At 59.9% G+C, this 26,535-nt stretch carries 20 protein-coding genes; 11 read left to right on the plus strand and 9 right to left on the minus strand.

Annotated elements, in window-relative coordinates:
- Window positions 1-6: 6 nt before the first annotated feature.
- The 3 genes from A1WC_RS08555 (at window position 7) to A1WC_RS08550 (ending at window position 1,813) form a co-directional block, all read left to right on the plus strand.
- Window positions 7-708, plus strand: coding sequence for a response regulator transcription factor (locus A1WC_RS08555; protein ID WP_012541069.1), 702 nt, complete (start codon window positions 7-9; stop codon window positions 706-708).
- 237 nt (window positions 709-945) lie between these two features.
- A complete protein-coding gene (locus A1WC_RS27570; protein WP_046621842.1) occupies window positions 946-1,086 on the plus strand; it encodes a small membrane protein in 141 nt (46 codons plus the stop codon).
- Window positions 1,087-1,201: 115 nt separating this feature from the next.
- Entirely contained in the window at window positions 1,202-1,813 is a 612-nt protein-coding gene (locus A1WC_RS08550; protein ID WP_016161501.1) for a helix-turn-helix transcriptional regulator, read from the plus strand.
- A gap of 275 nt (window positions 1,814-2,088) precedes the next feature.
- Here the strand turns inward: A1WC_RS08550 and A1WC_RS08545 are convergent, their stop codons facing one another.
- Window positions 2,089-3,363 (minus strand): dicarboxylate/amino acid:cation symporter, encoded by a 1,275-nt coding sequence (locus A1WC_RS08545; RefSeq protein WP_016161502.1) that lies wholly within the window; start codon window positions 3,361-3,363, stop codon window positions 2,089-2,091.
- Between the two features lie 300 nt (window positions 3,364-3,663).
- Here A1WC_RS08545 and A1WC_RS08540 point away from each other — a divergent pair, with 300 nt between their 5' ends.
- The 8 genes from A1WC_RS08540 to yegS all read left to right on the plus strand — a co-directional run bounded on the left by A1WC_RS08540 (window position 3,664) and on the right by yegS (window position 17,556).
- Window positions 3,664-4,902, plus strand: coding sequence for an MdtA/MuxA family multidrug efflux RND transporter periplasmic adaptor subunit (locus tag A1WC_RS08540; RefSeq protein ID WP_012541067.1), 1,239 nt, complete (start codon window positions 3,664-3,666; stop codon window positions 4,900-4,902).
- On the plus strand, window positions 4,902-8,024 hold the full coding sequence (locus A1WC_RS08535; protein ID WP_012541066.1) for an MdtB/MuxB family multidrug efflux RND transporter permease subunit: 3,123 nt from the start codon (window positions 4,902-4,904) through the stop codon (window positions 8,022-8,024). The genes A1WC_RS08540 and A1WC_RS08535 overlap by 1 nt, the downstream gene beginning before the upstream one ends.
- Window positions 8,025-11,102 carry a multidrug efflux RND transporter permease subunit MdtC gene (gene mdtC, locus A1WC_RS08530; protein WP_016161503.1) on the plus strand — a complete coding sequence of 1,026 codons (3,078 nt, stop codon included), beginning with the start codon at window positions 8,025-8,027 and terminating at the stop codon, window positions 11,100-11,102.
- A 1-nt stretch (window position 11,103) separates the two neighbouring features.
- Entirely contained in the window at window positions 11,104-12,519 is a 1,416-nt protein-coding gene (locus A1WC_RS08525) for an MFS transporter (protein WP_016161504.1), read from the plus strand.
- On the plus strand, window positions 12,516-14,018 hold the full coding sequence (baeS, locus tag A1WC_RS08520; RefSeq protein ID WP_016161505.1) for a two-component system sensor histidine kinase BaeS: 1,503 nt from the start codon (window positions 12,516-12,518) through the stop codon (window positions 14,016-14,018). The genes A1WC_RS08525 and baeS overlap by 4 nt, the downstream gene beginning before the upstream one ends.
- Window positions 14,015-14,737, plus strand: a complete 723-nt coding sequence (baeR, locus tag A1WC_RS08515; protein WP_004201558.1) for a two-component system response regulator BaeR — start codon at window positions 14,015-14,017, stop codon at window positions 14,735-14,737. Before baeS ends, baeR begins: the two co-directional genes overlap by 4 nt.
- A 318-nt stretch (window positions 14,738-15,055) precedes the next feature.
- Complete coding sequence (gene yegQ, locus A1WC_RS08510; RefSeq protein WP_008804076.1) at window positions 15,056-16,417, plus strand: tRNA 5-hydroxyuridine modification protein YegQ; 1,362 nt, start codon at window positions 15,056-15,058, stop codon at window positions 16,415-16,417.
- Window positions 16,418-16,659: 242 nt separating this feature from the next.
- Complete coding sequence (yegS, locus tag A1WC_RS08505) at window positions 16,660-17,556, plus strand: lipid kinase YegS (protein WP_008804075.1); 897 nt, start codon at window positions 16,660-16,662, stop codon at window positions 17,554-17,556.
- Window positions 17,557-17,795: 239 nt separating this feature from the next.
- Here the strand turns inward: yegS and A1WC_RS08500 are convergent, their stop codons facing one another.
- The 8 genes from A1WC_RS08500 to dalT all read right to left on the minus strand — a co-directional run bounded on the left by A1WC_RS08500 (window position 17,796) and on the right by dalT (window position 26,533).
- Window positions 17,796-18,569: an ABC transporter ATP-binding protein gene (locus A1WC_RS08500; RefSeq protein ID WP_016161506.1), complete on the minus strand. Its 774-nt coding sequence runs from the start codon at window positions 18,567-18,569 to the stop codon at window positions 17,796-17,798.
- Window positions 18,570-18,579: 10 nt separating this feature from the next.
- Window positions 18,580-19,443 (minus strand): ABC transporter ATP-binding protein, encoded by an 864-nt coding sequence (locus tag A1WC_RS08495; RefSeq protein WP_016161507.1) that lies wholly within the window; start codon window positions 19,441-19,443, stop codon window positions 18,580-18,582.
- Entirely contained in the window at window positions 19,415-20,320 is a 906-nt protein-coding gene (locus A1WC_RS08490; protein WP_002912641.1) for an ABC transporter permease, read from the minus strand. Before A1WC_RS08490 ends, A1WC_RS08495 begins: the two co-directional genes overlap by 29 nt.
- Window positions 20,317-21,354, minus strand: coding sequence for an ABC transporter permease (locus tag A1WC_RS08485; RefSeq protein WP_016161508.1), 1,038 nt, complete (start codon window positions 21,352-21,354; stop codon window positions 20,317-20,319). The genes A1WC_RS08490 and A1WC_RS08485 overlap by 4 nt, the downstream gene beginning before the upstream one ends.
- Window positions 21,351-22,973: an ABC transporter substrate-binding protein gene (locus A1WC_RS08480; RefSeq protein ID WP_016161509.1), complete on the minus strand. Its 1,623-nt coding sequence runs from the start codon at window positions 22,971-22,973 to the stop codon at window positions 21,351-21,353. The genes A1WC_RS08485 and A1WC_RS08480 overlap by 4 nt, the downstream gene beginning before the upstream one ends.
- Window positions 22,974-23,092: 119 nt before the next feature.
- Window positions 23,093-24,247 carry a mandelate racemase family protein gene (locus A1WC_RS08475; protein ID WP_008804070.1) on the minus strand — a complete coding sequence of 385 codons (1,155 nt, stop codon included), beginning with the start codon at window positions 24,245-24,247 and terminating at the stop codon, window positions 23,093-23,095.
- A gap of 297 nt (window positions 24,248-24,544) precedes the next feature.
- Window positions 24,545-25,207 (minus strand): HAD family hydrolase, encoded by a 663-nt coding sequence (locus A1WC_RS08470; RefSeq protein WP_016161510.1) that lies wholly within the window; start codon window positions 25,205-25,207, stop codon window positions 24,545-24,547.
- Between the two features lie 48 nt (window positions 25,208-25,255).
- Complete coding sequence (gene dalT / locus A1WC_RS08465) at window positions 25,256-26,533, minus strand: D-arabinitol transporter (protein WP_008804068.1); 1,278 nt, start codon at window positions 26,531-26,533, stop codon at window positions 25,256-25,258.
- Window positions 26,534-26,535: the final 2 nt, after the last annotated feature.

Below are 26,535 nucleotides of genomic sequence, written 5' to 3' on the forward strand. Positions count from 1 at the left end.
CGACGTATGGCTTTACGGCTGGCGATAATTGAAGATAACGCCGATCTGCTGGATGAACTGCTGGCCTGGCTGGGCTATCGCGGCTTCGAGGTGTGGGGCTCGCGCAGCGCCGAAGCCTTCTGGCGACAACTGCATAGCCATCCGGTGGACATCGTGCTGATTGATATCGGCCTGCCCGGGGAAGATGGCTTCAGCGTGCTGAGCTACCTGCATGAGCTGGGGCATTACGGTCTGGTGGTGGTCAGCGCCCGCGGCCAGCAGCAGGATAAACTGCAGGCGCTCAGCCTTGGGGCCGATGCTTACCTGATTAAGCCGGTTAACTTCGCCCACCTTGCGGAGACCCTCACCGCCCTTGGCGCCCGCCTGCAGCAGGATCGACCCGCCGCCCTTCCGTCGGAGGCGCCCGGCACCGCGTCATCCGCCGCCACCGGACTGTGGCGTCTGCATGAGGATAAACTGATTTCTCCCGATGCCCGGACGCTGGAGTTAACCCAGCAGGAGTACCGTCTGGTGGAGCTGTTAATGCGCAATCGCAACGAGGTGTGCAGCAAGCTGGACCTCCATGCCTGTCTGTTTTCCCACGACAGCGAGCCTGACCTGCACCGCATCGACGTGGTGATTAGCCGCCTGCGCCATAAGGCGCGCCAGCAAGGGATCCACCTGCCCGTACGAGCGATCTTTGGCAAAGGACTGGCGTTTATTTCCTGATCGAAAGCGCGATCTGGCCGCTGCGCGGGGTGTGAATAACTCGCAAGTGTTAATTTTTCTCATTTTCTGAGAGAAATGAGAGGAATGAGACTGACGACGCGCTTAAGAACTTTCTTATAGTGCTAGCACATCAGGATGATGTCGTATGATTTTCAGTGGACAGGAAAACATATAACAAAACGTAATAGCCGTTCGCGGTAAATTCTGACACCATGCAGCACAAACAAGGTAAAAACGATGGCCATGCAAACGTGGTTAATATTATTGCTATGCATATTTTTCTTCAGCATCTCTGTATACAGTTTTATTTCCTATCTAAAAGACAGGAGACGGCAGAAGTTTACGTTTAACGATAAGCGTTCGACGCGTCGTAAATAATTCACTTTATAATAATTAAAAACGATTACAGGTACGTTTATAAAATCAACACACCGCATACGCCCGGAGGATTTGTCACAGCATGGCGTTATGTTTTGCATAAGGAAATAACGCCATGAGAAACATTAATGTCACCATCAATACCCGCAACACCTTTGTACGTGAATCGCTGGTGGCCATGGTTAATGATCTCTCCCGGGACGATATGCGGGCCCGTTTCTCCTGGCGCAATAACGACCTGTCAGGCGAAGACATTATTATTTGCGAAGTGATCCCTAGTGAAATCTATCTGTGCAATACCCTGATTAAAAACAGAAAAAAAGGCAGCTCCCTGATTATCCTCCACAGCTACGACCAGCTGCCGGAAGACGATTTCATGATTAATTGCCTGAAAGGAGTCATTTTTGTCTCGCTGAAAACGGCCAGTATTCCACAGCTGCTGGCGATCATTAAAAGCGAACTACAGCATTGTATGGACCCGTCGGCCACTGACGCCACGAGCCGGGAACTGAGCTGCGCCAGCTGCCCGCATCGTGTCCTGTCGCGGTCGCAGACCGCTGTGGTGCACGGTATTCTTGAAGGGCTGGACATGAGTAAAATCGCCGCCCTGCAGCGGGTCAGTCCCCGCACCGCCGCTTACCATAAGAATAAGATTATGGAAAAATACAGCCTGAATAATAATCACGACTTTTTCCAGTTTATGAATCTGTTACGTGAGCGCTGGTAGGCAAATAGCGAACAGAAGAGAATAAGATATTCCCGTAGTGATATTGTCTGGAATCCGAAAATAGCCGCAGGATGCTAAAAAAGCGCCAGCGCTGCCGAACATAACGTTAAACTCTGACGCTTCCTCGGTATAAAGACGTTACCGCGCGTTTTTATATAAGAAAAAAGACTAGTTACGAGGAAAACTGATACTTCGTCACATTACCCCTGACGTGCCTGTCAGGGGTCTTTTTTTTCCGTGCGGAATGGCGCCCTTTGTGAAAGGGCGCGGCAGGATCAGGCTTCCGCTTTCTCGGCTTCCCAGTCCGGCTGTGCTTCCTCGTCGGTCAGCAGACCTTCGTTTTTCGACAGCATGGCGGTGGCGATGCCGTTACCCAACACGTTGATGGCGGAGCGCCCCATGTCGAGGAAATGGTCGATACCCATCAGCAGCAGGATCCCGGCAACCGGAATATTGAAGCTGGGGATCGTGGCCGCCAGCACCACCAGCGCCGAGCGCGGCACCCCGGCGATGCCTTTCGAGGCCAGCATCAGGGTCAGCATCATGACCGTAATCTCGCTAAAGCTCAGTGGTACGTTATAGGCCTGAGCGATAAACATCGCGGCGAAGGAGCAGTAGACCATCGAGCCCACGAGGTTGAACGAGTAGCCAATGGGCAGAACGAACGAGACGATATTGCGCGAGCAGCCAAACTTCACCAGCCGCTCAAGGGTCTTCGGATAGGCCGCTTCGGAGCTGCTGGTGGTAAACGCGACCAGCACCGGGTCCTTCAGCATGTTCAGCAGACGGAAGACCTCTTTCTTCAGCACCATATAACCAACGGCAATCAGCACCGCGCTGGTCAACAGCACCGCCAGGTAGTAACCGCCGATGAACGAAGCGTAGTTGAGCAGGATCCCCAGCCCCTGGGAGGCAATCACCGACGAAATGGTGGCGAAGATAGCCAGCGGCGCAACGTACATCACATAGCCCGTCACCTTCAGCATAATGTGCGACACCACATTGAGGGCCGCCACCAGCGGGGCATTAAACTTCTCGCCCAGCGACGCGCCGGCGATGCCAAAGAACATCGAGAACACCACAATCTGCAGGATCTCGTTGTTGGCCATCGCCTCGGTGATGCTGGTGGGGATGGTGTGCGACAAGAATCCTTTCAGGCTCATGCCGCTGACCGCCAGGCCGGTATCCACCGCCTCTTTCGGCACCGCCAGGTTTAACCCGGCGCCCGGGTGCTGGAAGGTGACGATCACCAGCCCGACGAGAATGGATAATACCGAGGAGGTGATGAACCACACCATCGCCTTCCCGCCTACCCGGCCAATGGTCGCCGTCTCACCGAGACGCATAATGCCGACCGTCAGGGTGCTGAACACCAACGGCGCGATGACCATTTTGATCAACCGCAGAAACAGATCGGTCAGCAGCGTAATGTTGTCCGCCCAGGCGGAGATGGTGGTCGGCGTCGCGTAGGCATGGATAGCCGCGCCGGAGAGGATCCCCATCAGCATAAAAATGACGATGAAGAGCGTGAGTTTGTTTGCGTTTGCCACAACAATGACCCCTGATTATTTAACACGTTGATTTTTAAGTGCATATGTTATTATTATGAAAATGCACTGATTTATTCACCGCATAAATCTAATTAAAGCCCTCCCGGATACAACTATTTTTTACTTTTTTAAACTAAAAGTTGATATCACCCCGGAAATCTCCAACGAGACCGCCCGGCGTCGCGGCGGTTATCCAGACATTTCTCAACCTTCTTTTCATAATTCCTCCATTTTTACGGCCCCATCCCTCACTAAACTAGTATCATTCAGCGAAACGCTTCAGGATGAGACCGTAAACTAATGAAAGGCAGTAACATACGTCGTTGGGGCGCCGCGCTGGCGGTAGTGATTATCGCCGGAGCCGCCTACTGGTTCTGGCACGATCGTGGCACGAGCGGCAGCAGCGCTCCCGCAGCGGGACAAGGCCCGCAGGGGCCGGGCGGCGCGCGCCATGGCCGTTTCGGCGGCGCGCTGGCGCCGGTGCAGGCGGCGACCGCGACCGAACAAGCGGTGCCACGCTATCTCACCGGGCTGGGTACCGTGACGGCGGCCAATACCGTGACCGTGCGCAGCCGGGTCGACGGCCAGCTGCTGAGCCTTCACTTCCAGGAGGGACAGCAGGTCAAAGCCGGCGACCTGCTGGCGCAGATCGACCCCAGCCAGTTTAAAGTCGCCCTCGCCCAGGCGCAGGGTCAGCTGGCGAAAGATAACGCCACCCTGGCGAACGCCCGCCGCGATCTCGCCCGTTACCAGCAGCTGGTGAAAACCAACCTCGTCTCCCGCCAGGAGCTCGACACCCAGCAGTCGCTGGTGGTGGAATCCGCTGGCACCGTTAAGGCCGATGAAGCCGCCGTCGCCAGCGCCCAGCTGCAGCTCGACTGGACCCGCATCACCGCGCCGATTGACGGCCGCGTCGGCTTAAAGCAGGTGGATATTGGCAACCAGATCTCCAGCGGGGACACCACCGGGATTGTGGTTCTCACCCAGACGCACCCGATCGATGTGGTCTTCACCCTGCCGGAAAACAGCATCGCCACGGTGGTGCAGGCGCAGAAAGCGGGCAAAGCGCTCAGCGTCGAAGCCTGGGATCGCACCAATAAACAGAAAATCAGCGTCGGCGAGCTGCTGAGTCTCGACAACCAGATCGATGCCACCACCGGGACCATCAAGCTGAAGGCGCGCTTCAGCAATCTGGACGACGCGCTGTTCCCCAACCAGTTCGTTAACGCCCGCCTGCTGGTGGATACCGAAGAGAACGCGGTGGTGATCCCCGCCGCCGCCCTGCAGATGGGCAACGAAGGGCATTTTGTGTGGGTGCTGAACGACGAGAACAAGGTCAGCAAACACAGCGTGACGCCCGGCATCCAGGACAGCCAGAAAGTGGTCATCAGCGCCGGGCTTTCTGCCGGGGATCGCGTGGTCACTGACGGGATTGACCGCTTGACCGAGGGGGCGAAGGTGGAAGTTGTCACCGCCAGCGGCAGCGAGCAGGCGCAGCCCGCTCCGCGCCAGAGCGGTAAACACGGAGCGCGTTCCTGATGCAGGTGTTACCCCCAGGCCGCACCGGCGGCCCGTCCCGGCTGTTTATTATGCGTCCGGTCGCCACCACTTTGCTGATGGTGGCGATCCTGTTAGCCGGGATCATCGGCTACCGCTTCCTGCCGGTCTCCGCCCTGCCGGAGGTCGATTACCCGACCATCCAGGTGGTTACCCTCTATCCGGGCGCCAGCCCGGACGTGGTGACCTCCGCTATCACCGCCCCGCTGGAGCGCCAGTTCGGCCAGATGTCCGGCCTTAAGCAGATGTCGTCGCAAAGCTCTGGCGGCGCCTCGGTCGTCACGCTGCAGTTCCAGCTGACCCTGCCGCTGGACGTCGCCGAGCAGGAAGTGCAGGCGGCCATTAACGCCGCCACCAACCTGCTGCCGAGCGATCTGCCCAACCCGCCGGTGTACAGCAAGGTGAACCCGGCGGATCCGCCAATCATGACTCTCGCCGTCACCTCCTCCGCGATCCCGATGACCCAGGTAGAGGACATGGTGGAGACGCGGGTGGCGCAGAAGATCTCCCAGGTTTCCGGCGTCGGTCTGGTGACCCTCGCCGGCGGTCAGCGCCCGGCGGTGCGGGTGAAGCTTAACGCCCAGGCCATCGCCGCCCTCGGCCTGACCAGCGAAACCGTGCGTACCGCTATCACCAGCGCCAACGTTAACTCCGCGAAAGGCAGCCTCGACGGCCCGGCCCGCGCGGTGACGCTTTCCGCTAACGATCAGATGCAGTCCGCTGAGGATTATCGCCGGCTGATTATCGCTTATCAGAACGGGGCGCCGATCCGTCTCGGCGATGTCGCCAGCGTCGAACAAGGGGCCGAAAACAGCTGGCTCGGAGCGTGGGCCAACCAGCAGCGGGCCATCGTGATGAACGTTCAGCGTCAGCCGGGGGCCAACATCATCGACACCGCCGACAGCATTCGCCAGATGCTGCCGCAGCTCACCGAGAGCCTGCCGAAATCGGTGAAGGTGCAGGTCCTCTCCGACCGGACCACCAACATTCGCGCCTCGGTGCGCGACACCCAGTTTGAGCTGATGCTGGCCATCGCCCTGGTGGTGATGATCATCTATCTGTTCCTGCGCAACGTCCCGGCGACCATTATTCCCGGCGTCGCGGTGCCGCTGTCGCTGGTGGGCACCTTCGCGGTGATGGTGTTCCTCGACTTCTCGATCAATAACCTGACGCTAATGGCCCTGACCATCGCCACCGGCTTTGTGGTGGATGACGCCATCGTGGTGATCGAGAACATCTCGCGCTATATCGAGAAAGGCGAGAAGCCGCTGGCCGCCGCGCTGAAAGGCGCCGGGGAAATCGGCTTCACCATTATCTCCCTTACCTTCTCGCTGATCGCGGTGCTGATCCCGCTGCTGTTTATGGGCGATATCGTCGGCCGCCTGTTCCGCGAATTCGCCGTCACCCTTGCCGTCGCTATTCTTATCTCGGCGGTGGTCTCCCTGACCCTGACGCCGATGATGTGCGCCCGCATGTTAAGCCACGAATCGCTGCGCAAGCAAAACCGTTTCTCCCGGGCCAGCGAGCGTTTCTTCGAACGGGTGATCGCCGTCTATGGCCGCTGGCTGAGCCGGGTGCTGAACCATCCGTGGCTGACGCTCGGCGTCGCGCTGAGCACCCTGGCGCTGTCGATTATCCTGTGGGTCTTTATCCCGAAAGGCTTCTTCCCGATCCAGGATAACGGCATTATCCAGGGCACCCTCCAGGCGCCGCAGTCGGTCTCCTTCGCCAGCATGGCCGAGCGCCAGCGGCAGGTGGCCAGCATTATCCTTAAGGATCCGGCCGTGGAGAGCCTGACCTCGTTCGTCGGCGTCGACGGCACCAACCCGGCGCTGAACAGCGCCCGTCTGCAGATCAACCTCAAGCCGCTGGATGAACGCGATGACCGCGTCCAGACGGTGATTAGCCGCCTGCAGCAGGCGGTGGACGGCGTCCCGGGCGTGGCGCTCTACCTGCAGCCGACCCAGGATCTGACCATCGACACCACGGTGAGCCGCACCCAGTACCAGTTCACCCTGCAGGCAAACTCCCTCGAGGCGCTGAGCACCTGGGTGCCGCCGCTGCTCAGCCGCCTGCAGGCCCAGCCGCAGCTGGCCGACGTCAGCAGCGACTGGCAGGACAAAGGCCTGGCCGCCTATATCAAGGTGGATCGCGACAGCGCCAGCCGCCTCGGCATCTCAATGGCCGATGTCGATAACGCGCTGTACAACGCCTTCGGCCAGCGGCTGATCTCCACCATTTACACTCAGGCGAATCAGTATCGCGTGGTGCTCGAGCAGGATACCGAGGCGACGCCGGGCCTGGCGGCGCTGGATAATATCCGCCTGACCAGCAGCGACGGCGGCATCGTGCCGCTGACCGCCATCGCCACGGTGGAGCAGCGCTTTACCCCGCTGTCGGTAAACCACCTCGATCAGTTCCCGGTGACCACCATCTCGTTTAACGTCCCGGACAACTATTCGCTGGGCGAAGCGGTGGACGCGATCCTCGCCGCCGAACAGTCGCTGGATTTCCCGACCGATATCCGCACCCAGTTCCAGGGTAGCTCGCTGGCCTTCCAGTCGGCGCTCGGCAGCACCGTCTGGCTGGTGGTCGCCGCGGTGGTGGCGATGTATATCGTGCTGGGGGTGCTGTATGAAAGCTTTATCCATCCGATCACGATCCTCTCCACCCTGCCCACCGCCGGGGTCGGGGCGCTGCTGGCGCTGTGGCTGGCGGGCAGCGAGCTGGACGTGATCGCCATCATCGGCATCATTCTGCTGATCGGCATCGTGAAGAAGAACGCCATCATGATGATCGACTTCGCGCTGGCCGCCGAACGCGAGCAGGGCATGCCGCCGCGGGAAGCGATCTACCAGGCCTGCCTGCTGCGTTTTCGTCCGATCCTGATGACGACCCTCGCCGCCCTGCTCGGCGCCCTGCCGCTGATGCTGAGCACCGGCGTCGGCGCGGAGCTGCGGCGTCCGCTGGGGATCGGCATGGTCGGCGGTCTGATGCTCAGCCAGGTGCTGACCCTGTTCACCACCCCGGTGATCTATCTGCTGTTCGACCGCCTGTCGCTGCACCTGAAGCGCCGCTTCCCGCGTCAGGAAGAGGAGGCGTAAGTGAAGTTTTTCGCCCTCTTCATTTACCGCCCGGTGGCGACGATCCTCATCTCGCTGGCCATCACCCTGTGCGGCATTCTCGGCTTCCGGCTGCTGCCGGTAGCCCCGCTGCCGCAGGTGGACTTCCCGGTGATCATGGTTAGCGCCTCGCTGCCGGGAGCCTCCCCGGAAACCATGGCCTCGTCGGTGGCCACCCCGCTGGAACGCTCCCTGGGACGGATAGCCGGGGTCAATGAGATGACCTCCTCCAGTTCGCTGGGCAGTACGCGCATCATTCTTGAGTTTAACTTCGACCGCGATATCAACGGCGCGGCGCGCGACGTTCAGGCGGCGATCAACGCCGCGCAAAGCCTGCTGCCGAGCGGGATGCCCAGCCGGCCGACCTACCGCAAAGCCAACCCGTCCGATGCGCCGATCATGATCCTGACGCTGACCTCGGACACCTACTCCCAGGGTGAGCTGTATGATTTCGCCTCCACCCAGCTGGCGCAGACCATCGCGCAGATCGACGGCGTGGGTGATGTCGACGTCGGCGGCAGCTCCCTGCCGGCGGTGCGCGTCGACCTCAACCCGCAGGCGCTGTTCAACCAGGGCGTGTCGCTGGACGCGGTGCGCACCGCCATCAGCGACGCTAACGTGCGCAAACCGCAGGGGGCGCTGGAGGACAGCGCGCACCGCTGGCAGGTGCAGACCAACGATGAGCTGAAGACCGCCGCCGACTATCAGCCGCTGATCGTCCACTACCAGAATGGCGCCGCAGTGAGGCTGGGGGATGTCGCCACCGTCTCGGATTCGGTGCAGGACGTGCGCAACGCCGGGATGACCAACGCCAAACCGGCGATCCTGCTGATGATCCGCAAACTGCCGGAAGCCAATATTATCCAGACAGTGGACAGCATCCGCGCCCGCCTGCCGGAGCTGCAGCAGACCATTCCGGCGGCTATCGACCTGCAGATCGCCCAGGACCGCTCGCCGACCATCCGTGCTTCGCTGGAGGAGGTGGAGCAGACGCTGGTGATTTCGGTGGCGCTGGTGATCCTCGTGGTGTTCCTGTTCCTGCGCTCGGGGCGCGCCACGCTGATCCCGGCCGTCGCCGTCCCGGTTTCCTTAATCGGCACCTTCGCCGCGATGTATTTGTGCGGCTTCAGCCTCAATAACCTGTCGCTGATGGCTCTGACCATCGCCACCGGCTTCGTGGTGGATGACGCTATCGTGGTGCTGGAGAATATCTCCCGCCATCTGGAAGCGGGAATGAAACCCCTGCAGGCGGCGCTGCAGGGGAGCCGCGAGGTCGGCTTTACCGTGCTGTCGATGAGCCTGTCGCTGGTGGCGGTGTTTCTGCCGCTGCTGCTGATGGGCGGCCTGCCCGGCCGCCTGCTGCGCGAGTTCGCCGTCACCCTGTCGGTGGCGATCGGCATCTCGCTGGCGGTGTCCCTCACCCTGACGCCGATGATGTGCGGCTGGCTGCTGAAAAGCGGTAAGCCCCACCAGCCGACGCGCAACCGCGGCTTTGGCCGCCTGCTGGTGGCCGTGCAGGGCGGCTATGGGAAATCGTTAAAATGGGTACTCAGGCACAGCCGGCTGACCGGCCTGGTGGTGCTCGGCACCATCGCCCTCAGCGTCTGGCTCTACATTTCGATCCCGAAAACCTTCTTTCCGGAGCAGGACACCGGGGTGCTGATGGGCGGCATTCAGGCCGACCAGAGCATTTCCTTCCAGGCGATGCGCGGCAAGCTGCAGGACTTTATGAAGATCATTCGTGAAGATCCGGCGGTGGATAACGTCACCGGCTTTACCGGTGGCTCGCGGGTCAACAGCGGGATGATGTTTATCACCCTCAAGCCACGGGGCCAGCGCCACGAGACGGCGCAGCAGGTGATCGACCGGCTGCGCAAAAAGCTGGCCAACGAGCCCGGGGCCAACCTGTTCCTGATGGCGGTGCAGGATATTCGCGTCGGCGGCCGGCAGTCGAACGCCAGCTATCAGTACACCCTGCTGTCCGACGACCTGTCGGCGCTGCGCGAGTGGGAGCCGAAGATCCGCAAAGCGCTGGCGGCGCTGCCTGAGCTGGCGGACGTCAACTCGGATCAGCAGGACAATGGCGCCGAAATGGACCTGGTCTATGACCGGGACACGATGTCGCGCCTCGGCATCAGCGTCCAGGACGCCAACAACCTGCTGAACAACGCCTTCGGCCAGCGGCAAATCTCCACCATCTACCAGCAGCTCAACCAGTACAAGGTGGTGATGGAGGTGGATCCGGCCTACACCCAGGACGTCAGCGCCCTCGACAAGATGTTTGTTATCAATAGCGAGGGCAAGCCGATCCCGCTGGCTTATTTCGCCAAATGGCAGCCGGCCAACGCCCCGCTGTCGGTGAACCACCAGGGGCTGTCGGCGGCGTCCACTATCTCCTTTAACCTGCCCACCGGCCGCTCGCTGTCGGAAGCCAGCGACGCCATTAACCGCACGATGACCCAGCTCGGGGTGCCGTCGAGCGTGCGCGGCTCCTTTGCCGGTACCGCTCAGGTCTTTCAGCAGACCATGAACGCGCAGGTGATCCTGATCCTCGCGGCCATCGCCACGGTCTATATCGTGCTGGGGATGCTGTATGAGAGCTATGTGCATCCGTTGACCATCCTCTCGACGCTGCCCTCCGCCGGAGTGGGCGCCCTGCTGGCGCTGGAGATATTCGATGCCCCGTTCAGCCTAATCGCCCTTATCGGGATCATGTTATTAATTGGCATCGTGAAGAAAAACGCCATCATGATGGTCGATTTTGCCCTTGAGGCGCAGCGCACCGGCAATCTGGCGCCGGAAGAGGCGATTTTCCAGGCCTGCCTGCTGCGTTTCCGGCCGATTATGATGACCACCCTGGCGGCGCTGTTCGGCGCCCTGCCGCTGGTGCTCTCCGGGGGCGATGGCTCTGAGCTGCGCCAGCCGCTGGGGATCACCATCGTCGGCGGTCTGGTGATGAGCCAGCTGTTAACGCTCTACACCACGCCGGTGGTCTATCTTTTCTTTGACCGTCTGCGGTTGCGTTTTTCGCGTCACTCCTCTCAACCGGTAAGCGAATAACATGACAGACCTCCCGGCCAGCGTGCGCTGGCAGCTATGGATAGTGGCGTTCGGCTTCTTTATGCAGTCGCTGGACACCACCATCGTTAACACCGCCCTCCCCTCGATGGCCAAAAGCCTCGGGGAGAGCCCGCTGCATATGCATATGATCATCGTCTCCTATGTCCTGACGGTGGCGGTCATGCTGCCGGCCAGCGGCTGGCTGGCCGACAGGGTCGGGGTGCGCAATATCTTCTTCACCGCCATCGTGCTGTTTACCGCCGGGTCGCTGTTTTGCGCCCAGGCCAGCACCCTTGACCAGCTGGTGATGGCGCGGGTGCTGCAGGGGGTCGGCGGCGCGATGATGGTGCCGGTCGGTCGCCTGACGGTAATGAAGATCGTCCCACGCGATCAGTACATGGCGGCGATGACTTTCGTCACCCTGCCGGGCCAGGTTGGCCCGCTGCTCGGCCCGGCGCTGGGCGGGGTGCTGGTGGAGTACGCCTCCTGGCACTGGATCTTCCTCATCAATATCCCGGTGGGGATCGTCGGCGCCATCGCCACCCTCTGCCTGATGCCCAACTACACTCTGCAGACCCGGCGCTTCGATCTCTCCGGCTTTCTGCTGCTGGCCGCCGGGATGGCGACCCTGACCCTGGCGCTGGACGGCCAGAAAGGGCTCGGTATATCGTCACACTGGCTGGCGGGGCTGGTGGCCGTCGGCCTCGCCGCCCTGCTGCTGTACCTGTGGCACGCCCGCGGTAACGCCCGGGCGCTGTTCAGCCTCAACCTGTTTCGTAACCGCACCTTCTCCCTCGGCCTCGGCGGCAGCTTCGCCGGACGCATCGGCAGCGGCATGTTGCCGTTTATGACCCCGGTGTTTCTGCAGATTGGCCTCGGCTTCTCCCCCTTTCACGCCGGGCTGATGATGATCCCGATGGTGCTCGGCAGCATGGGGATGAAGCGGATCGTGGTCCAGGTGGTCAACCGCTTTGGCTACCGTCGGGTGCTGGTCGCCAGCACCCTGGGCCTGGCGGCGGTCAGTCTGCTGTTTATGTTTAGCGCCCTGGCCGGCTGGTATTACGCGTTGCCGCTGGTCCTGTTTCTGCAGGGGATGATCAACTCCAGCCGCTTCTCCTCAATGAATACCCTGACGCTGAAAGATCTCCCGGACGATCTGGCCAGCAGCGGCAACAGCCTGCTGTCGATGGTGATGCAGCTGTCGATGAGTATCGGCGTGACCATCGCCGGGCTGCTGCTGGGGCTGTATGGCCAGCAGCATATGAGCCTCGACGCCGCCAGCACCCATCAGGTCTTTCTCTATACCTATCTGAGCATGGCGGCGATCATCGCCCTCCCGGCGCTCATCTTTTCCCGGGTACCGGATGACGTCGGCACTAATACCGTCATCCGTCGACGCAACAGGAGTGGATCGTGAAATTTTGGCGCCCGGGCATTACCGGTAAGCTGTTCCTCGCTATTTTCGTCACCTGCATCGTGCTGCTGATCAGCATGCACTGGGCGGTGCGTATCAGTTTCGAACGTGGGTTTATCGACTACATCAAGCGCGGTAATGAGCAGCGGTTAACCATGCTCAGCGACGCGCTGAGTGAGCAGTATGCCCAGCACGGCAGCTGGGCGTTTCTGCGCAACAACGACCGCTTTATCTTCCAGCTGCTGCGCACCTTCGAACGGGATAACGACGACCGTTCGCCGCCGGGACACGGCATGAAGCCGGGTCCGATGGAGGGTCAGGGGCCGGATGGGCCGCCGCCGGATGGGCCGCCCGACGGCCCCAGCGACACCCCGCCGCCGAGGCCGGAAATGCCGCCCCACGGCTGGCGCACCATGTTCTGGGTGGTCGATCAGTCGGGCCGCGTGCTGGTGGGGCCCCGTGAGCGCGTACCGGAGGACGGCACCCAGCGCAGCATTGTGGTCAACGGCGTGGAGGTAGGCAAAGTGATCGCCTCGCCGGTAGAGCGGCTGACGCGCAATACCGATATTAACTTCGACCGGCAGCAAAAGCGCACCAGCTGGCTGATTGTCGCCCTTGCCACCCTGCTTGCCGCGCTGGCCACTTTCCCGCTGGCCCGCGGCCTGCTGGCGCCGGTGAAGCGGCTGGTGGAAGGCACCCATAAGCTGGCGGCGGGCGACTTTTCCACCCGCGTGACGGTGACCGGCGGCGACGAGCTCGGCCGCCTGGCGCAGGATTTTAACCAGCTCGCCAGCACCCTGGAGCGCAACCAGCAGATGCGTCGCGATCTGATGGCCGATATCTCCCATGAACTGCGTACTCCGCTGGCGGTGCTGCGCGGCGAGCTGGAGGCGATTCAGGACGGGGTCCGGCGCTTCACTCCCGAGTCCATCCCCTCCCTGCAGGCCGAGGTGGCTACCCTCACCAAGCTGGTGGACGACCTCCATCAGCTGTCGATGTCCGATGAGGGGGCGCTGGCCTACCAGAAAACGTCGCTGGATATCATCACCCTGCTGGAGGTGGCCGCGGGCGCTTTTCGCGAGCGCTTCGCCAGCCGGCAGCTGAGCATTCAGGTGTCGCTCCCCGAGCAGGCGATGATCTTCGGCGACCGCGACCGCCTGATGCAGCTCTTCAACAATCTGCTGGAGAACAGCCTGCGCTATACCGACAGCGGCGGCAGCCTGCACATCACCGCCCGTCGCAGCGGCCGAATGCTGGTGATTGACTTCGCCGACAGCGCCCCCGGCGTCAGCGATGAGCAGCTGGCCCGCCTGTGCGAGCGCTTTTACCGGGCGGAAGGATCGCGCAACCGCGCCAGCGGCGGCTCCGGCCTCGGACTGGCGATTTGCCTCAATATTGTCGCGGCCCACGGCGGCACCCTGCGTGCCGACCATTCGCCTTTTGGCGGGGTTAGCATTAAAGTTGAGTTACCTCTGGAACATGATTTACCGAGAGACGTATGACTGAATTGCCTGTAGATGAAAACACCCCACGCATTCTTATCGTGGAAGATGAACCGAAGCTCGGCCAGCTGCTGATTGATTATCTGCAAGCCGCCGGCTATGCGCCTACGCTGATTAACCACGGTGACAAGGTCCTGCCCTACGTTCGGCAGACGCCGCCGCACCTGATCCTGCTGGATCTGATGCTGCCCGGCACCGACGGTTTAACGCTGTGCCGGGAAATTCGCCGCTTCTCCGACGTTCCGGTGGTGATGGTGACGGCGAAAATCGAAGAGATCGACCGACTGCTGGGGCTGGAAATTGGCGCCGACGACTATATCTGCAAGCCCTACAGCCCGCGGGAAGTGGTCGCCCGGGTGAAAACCATTCTTCGCCGCTGCAAGCCGCAGCGCGATCTGCAGGCGCTGGACGCCCAGAGCCCGCTGATTGTCGACGAAGGTCGTTTTCAGGCCTCCTGGCGCGACAAGCTGCTGGACCTCACTCCCGCCGAGTTCCGGCTGCTGAAAACCCTCTCCCAGGAGCCGGGCAAGGTCTTCTCCCGCGAACAGTTGCTCAACCATCTGTATGACGATTATCGGGTAGTCACCGACCGCACCATCGACAGCCACATCAAAAACCTGCGGCGCAAGCTGGAGGCGCTGGACGCCGAGCAGTCGTTTATTCGCGCGGTGTATGGCGTTGGCTATCGCTGGGAAGCAGACGCCTGCCGACTGGCGTAGTTAGCCTTTTCCCGGCTCGCGCTGCGCTTAGCCGGGCTACACGTTCACCGCCATCTGCAATCCGTAGCCCGGGTAAGGCGTTTATGCCGCAACCCGGGGAACGCCATAGAGCCTATCCCACCAGGCGTTATGAGTGCTGTCAGTGTGAGCACTGCCCAGGTTCAAAATGGCAAACAAATTAGCCATACTGAAAGATACCCATCTGATATTTACTCCCCTTCGCCGCGGCGCTACAATGCCCGCCCTTAATGTGGGGACACTCCCCAACTCGCCGCGCCAGGTGCGGCGAATCTGACCTGTCATCAGAACGAGAACACCATGTTTAAACCAGAACTCCTCTCCCCGGCGGGAACGCTGAAGAATATGCGTTACGCTTTCGCCTATGGCGCCGATGCCGTTTATGCCGGCCAGCCGCGCTACTCGCTGCGCGTGCGTAACAACGAATTCAATCACGAAAATCTGCAGCTCGGCATCAATGAAGCCCACGCGCTGGGTAAAAAATTCTATGTGGTGGTCAACATCGCCCCGCATAACGCCAAGCTGAAAACGTTTATTCGCGATCTGAAGCCGGTGGTGGAGATGGGGCCGGACGCGCTGATCATGTCCGATCCGGGTTTAATCATGCTGGTGCGGGAACACTTCCCGGAGATGCCGATCCATCTTTCAGTGCAGGCTAACGCCGTCAACTGGGCGACGGTCAAATTCTGGCAGCAGATGGGGCTCACCCGTGTGATCCTGTCGCGTGAACTGTCGCTGGATGAAATCGAAGAGATTCGCCGCCAGGTGCCGGAGATGGAGATCGAGATTTTCGTCCACGGCGCGCTGTGCATGGCCTACTCCGGCCGCTGCCTGCTCTCCGGGTATATCAACAAGCGCGACCCGAACCAGGGGACCTGCACCAACGCCTGCCGCTGGGAATACAACGTGGCGGAAGGCAAAGAGGACGACGTCGGTAACATCGTCCACAAATATGAGCCGATCCCGGTGCAGACCGTGGAGCCCACCCTCGGCATCGGCGCGCCGACCGATAAAGTCTTTATGATTGAGGAAGCCAAACGTCCGGGCGAGTACATGACCGCCTTTGAGGACGAGCACGGCACCTACATCATGAACTCGAAAGATCTGCGGGCTATCGCCCACGTTGAGCGTCTGACCCAGATGGGCGTTCACTCGCTGAAGATCGAAGGCCGCACCAAATCCTTCTACTACTGCGCGCGCACCGCTCAGGTTTACCGCAAGGCCATCGACGATGCCGCCGCCGGCAAACCGTTCGATACCAGCCTGCTGGAGACCCTGGAAGGACTGGCCCATCGCGGGTACACCGAAGGCTTCCTGCGCCGCCATACCCATGACGATTACCAGAACTACGAGTACGGCTACTCCCTCTCCGAGCGCCAGCAGTTTGTCGGCGAATTCACCGGGGAGCGTAACGGCCCGCTGGCGGCCGTGGCGGTCAAAAATAAGTTCAGCGTCGGCGACAGCCTCGAGCTGATGACCCCGCAGGGTAACGTCAACTTCACCCTCGAGCATATGGAAAATGGCAAAGGCGAAGCCATGCCGGTGGCCCCGGGCGATGGTTATACCGTATGGTTGCCTGTGCCGGACGACCTGCCTCTGCAGTATGCGCTGCTGATGCGCAACTTCACTGGTCAGACAACCAGAAATCCGCACGGTAACTAGTTAATTTGCGTTATTTTTTCAGGATGTAAGGATATTAGAATCGGATCACATACCGTTTCGATCGAAACAGGTATCATCCATTTCGCTGAAAAACATAACCCATAAATGCTAGTTGTACCAGGAACCACCTCCTTAGCCTGCGTAATCTCCCTTACGCGGGCTTATTTTTTTGCCTCTCCTCCGGTCTTCGCTTGCGTCATGCGGTACACTTTATGCAACATTAAGCAATAAAGGTTCCCTTGATGATGTCTACGTTTCCTGCCAGCTTACTGATCCTTAACGGCAAAGGTGCCAATGAACCGCAGTTACGCGAGGCGGTTAACCTGTTACGCGACGAAGGGATCGATATTCACGTCCGCGTCACCTGGGAAAAGGGCGATGCCGTGCGGTTTATCGATGAAGCCCTGCAGCTGAACGTTGAAACGGTGATCGCCGGCGGCGGCGACGGCACCATTAATGAAGTGGCGACCGCGCTGGTGGAGCGCGGTAGCAAGATGGCGCTGGGGATTTTACCTCTGGGCACGGCCAACGACTTTGCCACCAGCGTAGGCATTCCGCAGGATCTGGCCAGCGCCCTCAAGCTGGCGATCGTCGGCCGCGATGTGCCGATAGATATCGCCCGGGTGAATGATAAAACCGGCTTTATTAATATGGCGACCGGCGGGTTCGGCACCCGAATCACCACCGAAACGCCGGAAAAACTCAAAGCCGCGCTCGGCGGTGTCTCTTATTTAATCCATGGCCTGATGCGTATGGATACCCTGAAGCCGGACCGCTGCGAGATCCGCGGAGAGAACTTTCACTGGCAGGGCGATGCGCTGGTCATTGGCATCGGCAACGGCCGCCAGGCCGGCGGCGGCCAGCAGTTGTGCCCGGAGGCGTTGATTAACGATGGTTTGCTGCATCTGCGCATTTTCACCGGCGAAGAGCTGATCCCTGCCCTGTTCAGCACCCTGGCGAATCCGGAAAACTCGCCGAATATTGTTGACGGTGTCTCCTCATGGTTTGAGATCACCGCCCCCCATGAGATGACGTTTAACCTCGACGGCGAGCCGCTCAGCGGAAAAACCTTCCGCATGGAGCTGTTACCGGCGGCCCTGCGCTGCCGGCTGCCGCCCGACTGCCCGCTGCTACGTTGATCAGGCTTCGCAAAGCAAAGACGGCGCCCGGCTGGTATACAGCAGCCGGGTTCGTTGATTGAGCCTCTGAATGTTAAGGTAAAACGGCACCTGCGGCTGCAGGAAAAACCTGGGCAGGATATCGATCCAAACACCGCACTTACATTAATAGACGATATCTACAACCTCAAACTCACATAATATCAAATAATTACCCATTAAAATGGGCGCATCTGCCGTGAGACAATGCGCCATCAAGCTTAGTAGTCCGCCACCTCGCGCGCCATTTCGCGCGTATATTGCCGACTGGCGTTAACCAGCATCTGCGTATAGGCCGTCCGCGCCTCGCCGCTGACCAACGCATCGACCGTCAGGGTTTCGAGGATCTTCCCGTACTGCATCACCGCCACTTTCTGGCATAAGTGGGCAATAACCCCAAGATCGTGGGTGACCATCAGGTAAGTGAGCTTCGCCTCCCGCTGCAATTCCGCCAGCAGGTTAAGGATCTCAGCCTGCACCGACACATCCAGCGCCGACGTCGGCTCATCCAGCAGCAGCACCTGTGGCTCAAGAATCAGCGCTCTGGCTATCGCCACGCGCTGCCGCTGCCCGCCGGAGAGCTGATGCGGATAGCGCTCACGAAAAGCGCGGTTGAGGCCAACTTTATCCAGCAGCGCATTGATCCGCCGGTCGCGGTCATTGAAACGATGGATCTGCAGCGGCTCTTCGAGGATATCGCCAATGGTGTGACGGGGATGCAGCGATCCGTAGGGGTCCTGAAATACCATCTGCACCTGACGGCAGCGCTCGCGGCTAATTTCATGCCCTAAGGGCTGAGCATCGATGGTCAGTTCCCCCTGCCAGTGGGTAAACAGCCCCGCCAGGCACTTGAGCACCGTCGTTTTACCGGAACCGGACTCTCCTACCAGACCGTAGATCTCGCCGGGCTTAACGTGGAAACTGACGTCATACAGCACCTGGTTACGCTTCTCCCCCTCGCCAAACGCGAGGTTGAGATGTTGAACTTCAATCATTATCCGCTCCTTAATCCGTTAACCAGCTGGCCTGACGCTGCAGCACCGGCAGTATCGGGCGACGATGCTGCATATCCGGCAGCGAGTTAATCAATCCCTGAGTGTAGGGGTGACGGGCGTTATCGAGATCTTTAGCGGCGATGGACTCCACTACCCGTCCGGCGTACATCACCAGTACGCGGTCGCAGAAGCTGCGCACCAGGTTGATATCGTGGCTGATAAAAATCAGCCCCAGCCCGCGCGACTGAACCAGGTCATCCAACAGGCCCAGCACCTGCAGGCGCACCGACACGTCCAGCGCGGAGGTGGGCTCATCGGCAATGATCAGTTCCGGGTCGGTAATCAGCATCATGGCGATCATGATGCGCTGCCCCTGTCCGCCGGATATTTCATGCGGATAAAGCTGATAAACGCGCTCCGGCTGGCGAATACGCACCACCTTCAGCATCTCCAGCGCCCTGGCTTTCGCCTCATCTTTGCGCCCGGGATGATGAGTAAGCCAGGCCTCGGCGATTTGCTTACCCACGCAGACCACCGGATTAAGCGAATATTTCGGGTCCTGCATAATCATAGAGATACGTTTGCCGCGTACGCCGCGCATCTGCGCTTCGCTTAGATGCTGCAGATCGAGGTCGGCAAACTGCATCCGGCTGGCGCTGACGCGGGCCTTTTTCGGATGCAGCTGCAGCAGCGCGCGCCCAACGGTGGACTTACCCGAACCGGACTCGCCGACAATGGCCAGCTTCTCATGCCCCAGCTGGAAGGAGACGCCGCGCACGGCGTGGGTCACCGCGCTACCATTAACAAAGTCGACGCACAAATCGCGCACGTCGAGCAGCGGTGCATTATTCACTGCGGGGATCGAGGATGTCACGTAGGCCATCTCCTAAGAAGTTGAACGCTAAGCTATTGATCAGAATCGCCAGCCCCGGAATGGTTACGACCCACCAGCACTCCATCATATAAGTGCGCCCGCTGGAGATCATCGCTCCCCACTCCGGCTCTGGCGGCTGCGCGCCGAGGCCGAGAAAGCCGAGGCCGGCCGCGGTCAGAATGATCCCGGCCATATTCATGGTGATACGGATAATGACCGAGGGCAGACACAGCGGCACGATATGGCGCCAGAGGACGCGGGCCGATGAAGCGCCCTGCAGACGCACGGCGGAGATAAAATCGGCCTGGCGCAGAGAGAGCGTTTCGGCGCGCGCCAGACGGGCAATCGGCGGCCAGGCGGTCAGCGTGATGGCGATAACCACGTGCTCCAGCCCCGGTCCTAAAGCGGCGACAAACGCCAGCGCCAGGACCAGACTCGGGAAGGAGATGAAAATATCGGTGACGCGCATCAGCACCATATCGACTTTACCGCCGAAATAGCCAGCGCTGACGCCCAGCAGCAGCCCGAGCGGACCGACAGTCACCGAGACCAGCAGCACGATATAGAGCGTGATGCGGGAGCCGTACACCAGGCGACTAAAGATATCCCGGCCAAACTCATCGGTGCCGAACCAGTGCTGTGCATTCGGCGCGACCAGCGCACTATTCAGGTCCTGTACCAGCGGGTTATAAGGCGCAATCAGCGGCGCGAAAATCGCCACCACCAGCAGCAGAAAGATAATGCCTCCGCCGATGGCCGTGAGCGGATTGCGCGCCATTTTGCCGATAAACCCGACGGCCCGCGCCGCCGCGCGTTGCAGCCGCTGACGGCCTTCGCCCGCACCGCCCGAAAGCGGCGAATCCAGAGAAACGGTCATGATTTTGTCCTCGGGTCAAAGAATTGATACAGCATGTCGGAGAGCAGGTTGAGCATCACGAAGATCACGCCCACCAGCAGCACGCAGCCCATCACCGCATTCATATCGCCCAGCAGCAGGCTACCGGTAAGGTAGGAGCCGAAACCCGGCCATGAGAAGACGGTTTCAATCAGCACCGCGCCTTCCAGCAGTGCGCCGTAGGCCAGCGCCACTACCGTCAGCAGCTGCACGAGGATGTTACGAAACGCATGGTTCCAGATAACCTGACGCTCGGTCAGCCCTTTCACCCGCGCGGTAATAATGAACTCCTGCGACAGCTGGGCCAGCATAAAGCTGCGGGTCATACGGCTGATATAAGCCAGCGAGTGAAAACCCAGCAGCGAGGCGGGAAGAATCAGATGATTAATGGCGTTCCAGAACACCTGGCCGTTGCCTGCCAGCAGCGCATCAACGGTCATCAGGCCGGTGCGGCGCGGCACCACACCATCCAGCCCGAGATCTACCCTCCCGGCGCCGCCTACCCAGCCAAGCCAGGCATAGAACACCAGCAGTCCCATCATTCCGACCCAGAAGATCGGCGTCGAGTAGCCCGCCAGGCTGATAATGCGTACCACATAATCGGAGACGCTATTGCGCCGCGCCGCCGCCAACACGCCCAGCGGAATACCAAGACCCGCGCCGACAATAATCGCCATCGTTGCCAGCTCCATGGTGGCCGGGAAGACGCGGATAATATCGTCCACCACCGGTTTCCCGGTCAGCAGCGCGTTGCCCAGATCGCCGTGCAACAGGTTGACGAAATAGATGCCAAACTGGGTGGTCAGCGATTTATCAAACCCAAGCTGCTGGTAAACCTGCTGATAGGTACTCTGGTCAGCATCCGGGCCGACAATCGCCAGCACCGGGTCGATAGGCATGACGCGGCCAATGGTAAAGGTCAGCAGCAGCAGGCCGAACAGTGTAATCACCACCTGCAGTAGCCGTTTTGATAAGCGCCGGCCGCGTGAGCCGGGCGCAAGGATTGTGGTACTCATCCTTTCTCTCCTTCGCGGACTTTATAGACGTCACGCAGAAAAGTGGTGGCGGAGGGGTGCGGCTGATACTCACGTACCTCGTTGCGCACGACGACCGAATCAACCATCTGCGAAAGCGGAATTAAAGCCGGAACCAGCTGGTCGTAGCGTGTCTGGATGGCCTGGTAGTCAACCACCTGTTTTTGCGGATCGCGTTCCAGCAGGGCCTGGTCAATCATCGTATTAAGCTGCGGGTCGTAAAAACCGGTACGCCAGCCCTGGAAGTTGGTCAGGCGCGCCTTATCGCTGTTATCCGGGTTATAGACCAGCGCGCGCAGGCTGGAGTGCGGATGCGGCTCCATCCCGCTGCCGCCGCGACCTACCAGCAGGTCAAATTTACGCTCGCGCATTGCGCCGTAGATCTGGTTACCGGTGCCGGTGATGATTTTGGCGTTAATCCCCGCCTGCATCAGCGTCGACTGCACGGCGATAGCGATGTTAAGAAATGGCTGATCGGAGAGTACCCGCAGCGTGGTATCAAAGCCGTTGGGATATCCCGCTTCCGCCAGCAGCTTTTTCGCCCGCGCCACGTCCAGCTTATAGCCAGGGTCGGGCAGCGTGGATGGCATGCCCGCCTTAATCGGCCGCTGGTGCAGCACGCCGTAGCCCGGCATCAGCGCTTTATTGATACCCTGATAATCAATCAGATAGCGCACCGCCTCGCGCACTTTCGGATTGGCGAAGTGCGCCTCTTTCATGCTCATCGCCACGTAGTACATGGTGCCGCGCTGCACCGCATCGACGGTCAGCTGCGGGTCGCTGCGCAGGGCGTTGATATCGGAAACCGCCATGTTGTTGGCAATATCGAGGTCGCCTTTTTCGATCATCAGGCGCAGGGTTTGCGACTCCTGGAAATGGCGCAGCACCACGCGGCTCATTTTCGCCTCGCCGCGCCAGTAGTCGGGATTGCGCTTCATGCGCAGCACCTCTTTTGCCTGCCAGGTTTCCAGCGTAAACGGCCCGGAACCGGCTTCATGGGTGGTTAGCCAGCGGTTACCCCAATCGTTATCCTGCTGGTGGCTTTGCACCGTTTTACTGTCCAGCACCCCGAGGTTGCCCAGCGCCGCCAGCGAGTAAATCACCAGTTGCGGATCGTTATCTTTGGGTAATACGATTTGCACCGTGAAGCGGTCCGGCGCGCTGACCTGGCTGTCGATATTTTTCTTACTGAAGCCATAGGATTTCCATACCGAGGCCTGGGCCAGGTTGAGATGCAGGATGCGCCGCATCGACCACACCACATCGGCGGCGGTCAGCGGGTTGCCGGAGTGAAACTTGACGTCGTCTCGCAGATGAAAGGTCAGGGTTTTGCCGTCGGGGCTGATATCCCAGGATTTCGCCAGCGCGGGCTTAACGGTGGTGAGCTGCTCAGGGTCCAGCTCCACCAGCGAGTCGTAGAGGTTGACCACGATCCCCACCACTTCGTTACCGGTCATCGCCGCCGGGTCAAGAGTGAGCAGGTTATTCATATTCATCCCGATGATCAGCTGGTCGGGCGGGGTTTTCGCCACCGCCGCCCCGCTCCCCATCGACATGGCGAGCGCGAGAATACACGCTGCCAGTAAGGAGGTTTTTTTCATATCTCTGTTTGCCTGTACTGTAGGGTACATGTTGCCGGATGGCGGCATTTTCGCCTTATCCGGTCTACCGGGCCGCAGACCCGATAAGCGCAGCGCCATCGGGCATTTATTTTTTTAAATCAGTCGTGGCTAACGGTATTGGCTTCGATATACGCAAAATTAATGTCTTCGCCGAGGCCCGGACGTTGTGATAAATGCACAAATCCCTGATCATCCATCGGGTCGACAATGCTGTTGAGATAGGCCGCCGGTTCATCGTAGTCGAGGAACGGATGCAGCAGGCCGCGCTCATACCAACGGCAGTTACGGATCGCGCCGACCACCGCCAGGCTTGCCGCGCCGTTGCCGTGGACTTCGCAATCCATGCCGAAAGATTCCGCCAGCGCCGCCACCTTCATGGTCGGGGTAATGCCCCCCACGCCGTTAGCGCCGGCGCGCAGAATGTCGCAGGCTCCGGCTTTCACCCATTCGGCGCGCATGTGGTGCTTGCCGCCGAAGCTCTCCGGCCCGACGATGGGAATCGACAAGTTTTCCGCCAGCCACGCGTACGAGGACATCGAATCCTCCTCCATCGGCTCTTCAAACCAGGCGAAATTGAGTTTTTCCAGCGCTTTGCCGATCCACAGCGCCTCGGCGCGGCTGTACCAGTGATAGCCATCAATCATCAGGTCAATATCCGGCCCTACCGCTTCGCGCACCGCCGCGCAGGCTTTAATATCCATTTTGGGATTGGGCGCAAAAGAGATTGGCGGCATCCAGGTGTGCAGTTTGATGGCCTTGTAGCCGCGGGCGACCAGCTTTTCGGCAAAGGCGGCATACTCTTCCGGGGTCGACAGGCCGCCCGGTAGATCGTCGCCGCACATGGTGCTACCGTAAGCCGGGACGGTGTCGCGATAGCCGCCAAGCAGCTTGTAGACCGGCATCCTGAGGCTGCGGCCAATCAGGTCCCACAGCGCTTGTTCAACAAACGACAGCGCGCGCTCCGTTAGCTGATGTGCGCTGCCGCGCTGCCAGTGGTTAAGATCCTGCCAGATACGCTCGCGGTTAAACGGGTCCTGCCCCACCAGCACTTTGCGAAAAAAAGTATTCACCACGAACGGGCGCACGACTTCCGGAGGCGCAAACGAAAAACCCTGCGCCCCATCATCAGCGGTGATGGTCAGCATCGCCATTTTGGCCATGCTTTCAGCCCCCGGATGGGAGTGCCCGGCGCTGTCGGAAACCCGACGAGTGGGATACTGGAAAACGGTGACATTCACAGATTCAATTTTCATGCTCAATCCTTATCACGGCCAAATCCGATCGACAGAGGTAAATCGGCAAAGCGGTTTCACATTATTGAAAATACGTTTCAATATATAATCTAAGCACAATTACGTAGCAGTGCCTCGGACAAACACCGCTAAGCAAGGCCATAAATTTGGGCATTGGCACAACAAGACGTGACTGTTTTCACAAAAGATGAGCGAAATGTGAGGCGGATCGGCATGGAGAAAAAAGGGCGTGAGCGCAGAAAAGAGAGTGACCGACCGTGTACATCCCGGGATTTTCTGCGCTCACGAAAGCGTAAGTTATGCGACCGCCGCTGGCTCGGCGTTAAGCGCTTCCAGTAGTTCAGGTAAGGTTTGATAGCGGCCGACAGCGGCCTGATAGCGCCCCTGTCGGCTATCTTCGGCGACAACCGCCGTTGGAATGCCAGCGGCCTGAGCCGCGCAAAAACCGTTGTAACTGTCTTCAATCACCAGGCACTGGCTGGCGTTGAGATTGAGCTTGCGCAGCGTCGTCAGGTACACCGCCGGGTGCGGTTTGCCGCGTGGTTCATCATCTGCGCTGCAAACCACGTCGAAAAAGTGCCAGAGCGAGAGCTTGTTCAGCACAGCGGCAATAACCTGGCGGGATGATGACGTGGCGAGCGCAATTTGATAGCCCGCCTCGCGAAAATAGCGTAACGCCTCATGCACGCCGTGCATCGGCTCGCCTTCGGTGGCGATCAGGCCGGTAATACGCTGCAATATCGCGGCTTCAAGCCGCTGCGGGTCGAGATCAAGCTGAAAATAGCGGCACCAGGTGCCGGCGATTTCGTCGAGGCGTTTGCCTTTGGTCAGGGTTTCACACTCATCCACGCTCGCCGTTGCCCCCCACTGCGCGAGGGCGTCAATCTGCGCCTGGCGCCACAGCGCCTCGGAATCAATAATCACGCCATCCATGTCAAAAATAACCGCCTGCATACTCATTCGTTCACCTCATTAAGGCTGGCATGCGCTTCATGCCAGCCGCATCACCTAAGAGAATTCAACCTGCTCGCGGGCGGTTGCTTCCTTGTGGGAGAACCCTGGCTGCTCCACGCGGATAAAGGCGCAGAGGAAAAAGGCCACCACGTACAATGCGGTGTAGGCAATCACCACCCCGATGGTGCTGAAGAACGGCAGCAACACCACGGCAATCGCCGGCGCGAGAAAGTTCGACATCCCCGCCGACAGGTTATAGACCGAAATCGCCGCGCCTTTGTGCTTCGGCTCCAGCGCCGGGAACACGGCGGCCAGCGGCACGAAGGCGGCGACAAAGATCCCGAGGGCGATGGCGGGGATCAGCGCCATCGCAAAGCTATGGCCAAAGTGCTGAGGGATGTAGTAAAACGCCAGGCTGGAGAGCGCCATCCCGATGCAGCCGAACCAGCGCACCACCTTCATCCAGCCCAGTTTTTCCCCCAGGATCCCCCACAGCACGTTAGAGAAAATGGTGGTGAAGAAGAAGACTGCCCATACCTGGAGCCATTCTGAAGTGGTGAAGCCCAGCTCATCGACAAACATCATCGGCATAATGACCGCAAAACCGAACAGCGAGAGGGTATTGATAATCCTGACCATGCTCGACAGCAGAATATTGCGGTTGGTATAGAGCAGCGTCGCGGCGCGTCCCAGCTCGGAAAATTTCTGGCGAGTGGTGAGATTCTGCATATGCTGCGGCGTTTGAATATGGCGCAGGGAAGCCAGGGCAATCACGCCCCCGGTGACGCAGAAGGCCAGCGCCAGCCATAAAGTCCCCAGTTCGCCAATGTGCGGAATGGTGAAGCTCGGAATATAGCTGCCGAACACGCCGATGCCGATGGAATAGACCGCCCAGAACCAACCGATGGCCGAGCTGGCATTGTCGCTTTTGACGTTATGGACAATCGCCACGATAAACGAGTAGAGGAACAGCGGATAGGCGAAGCCGCGGATGCCGTAGAAAATCAGGATCAGCGCATAGTTGGCGTGACCGAGGCCGAAAACGAGGAACAGCACGTGGAACACGCACCACAGTACGAAGCCAATCATCATCGTTTTCAGCGGGGTGATAATTTCCGCCACCACGCCGGAAATCCACGCCGACAGCGCGGCGGCCAGGCCGTAGAGGGTAAAGGCAAAGGAGGCCTCCGCCGGAGAGAAGCCGAGCGCTTTGATATAGTGCGACAGAAAGGCTAATTCAAAACCGTCGCCGGTCATAAATACGGCAATGGCGATGTATCCCCAGAGCAGGTTCAGGGGTAAACCGAGCCACTGTTTATTATTGATAGACATAA

The organism is Klebsiella sp. KTE92, assembly GCF_000398905.1.
In the GTDB taxonomy this organism is placed as follows: domain Bacteria; phylum Pseudomonadota; class Gammaproteobacteria; order Enterobacterales; family Enterobacteriaceae; genus Klebsiella; species Klebsiella variicola.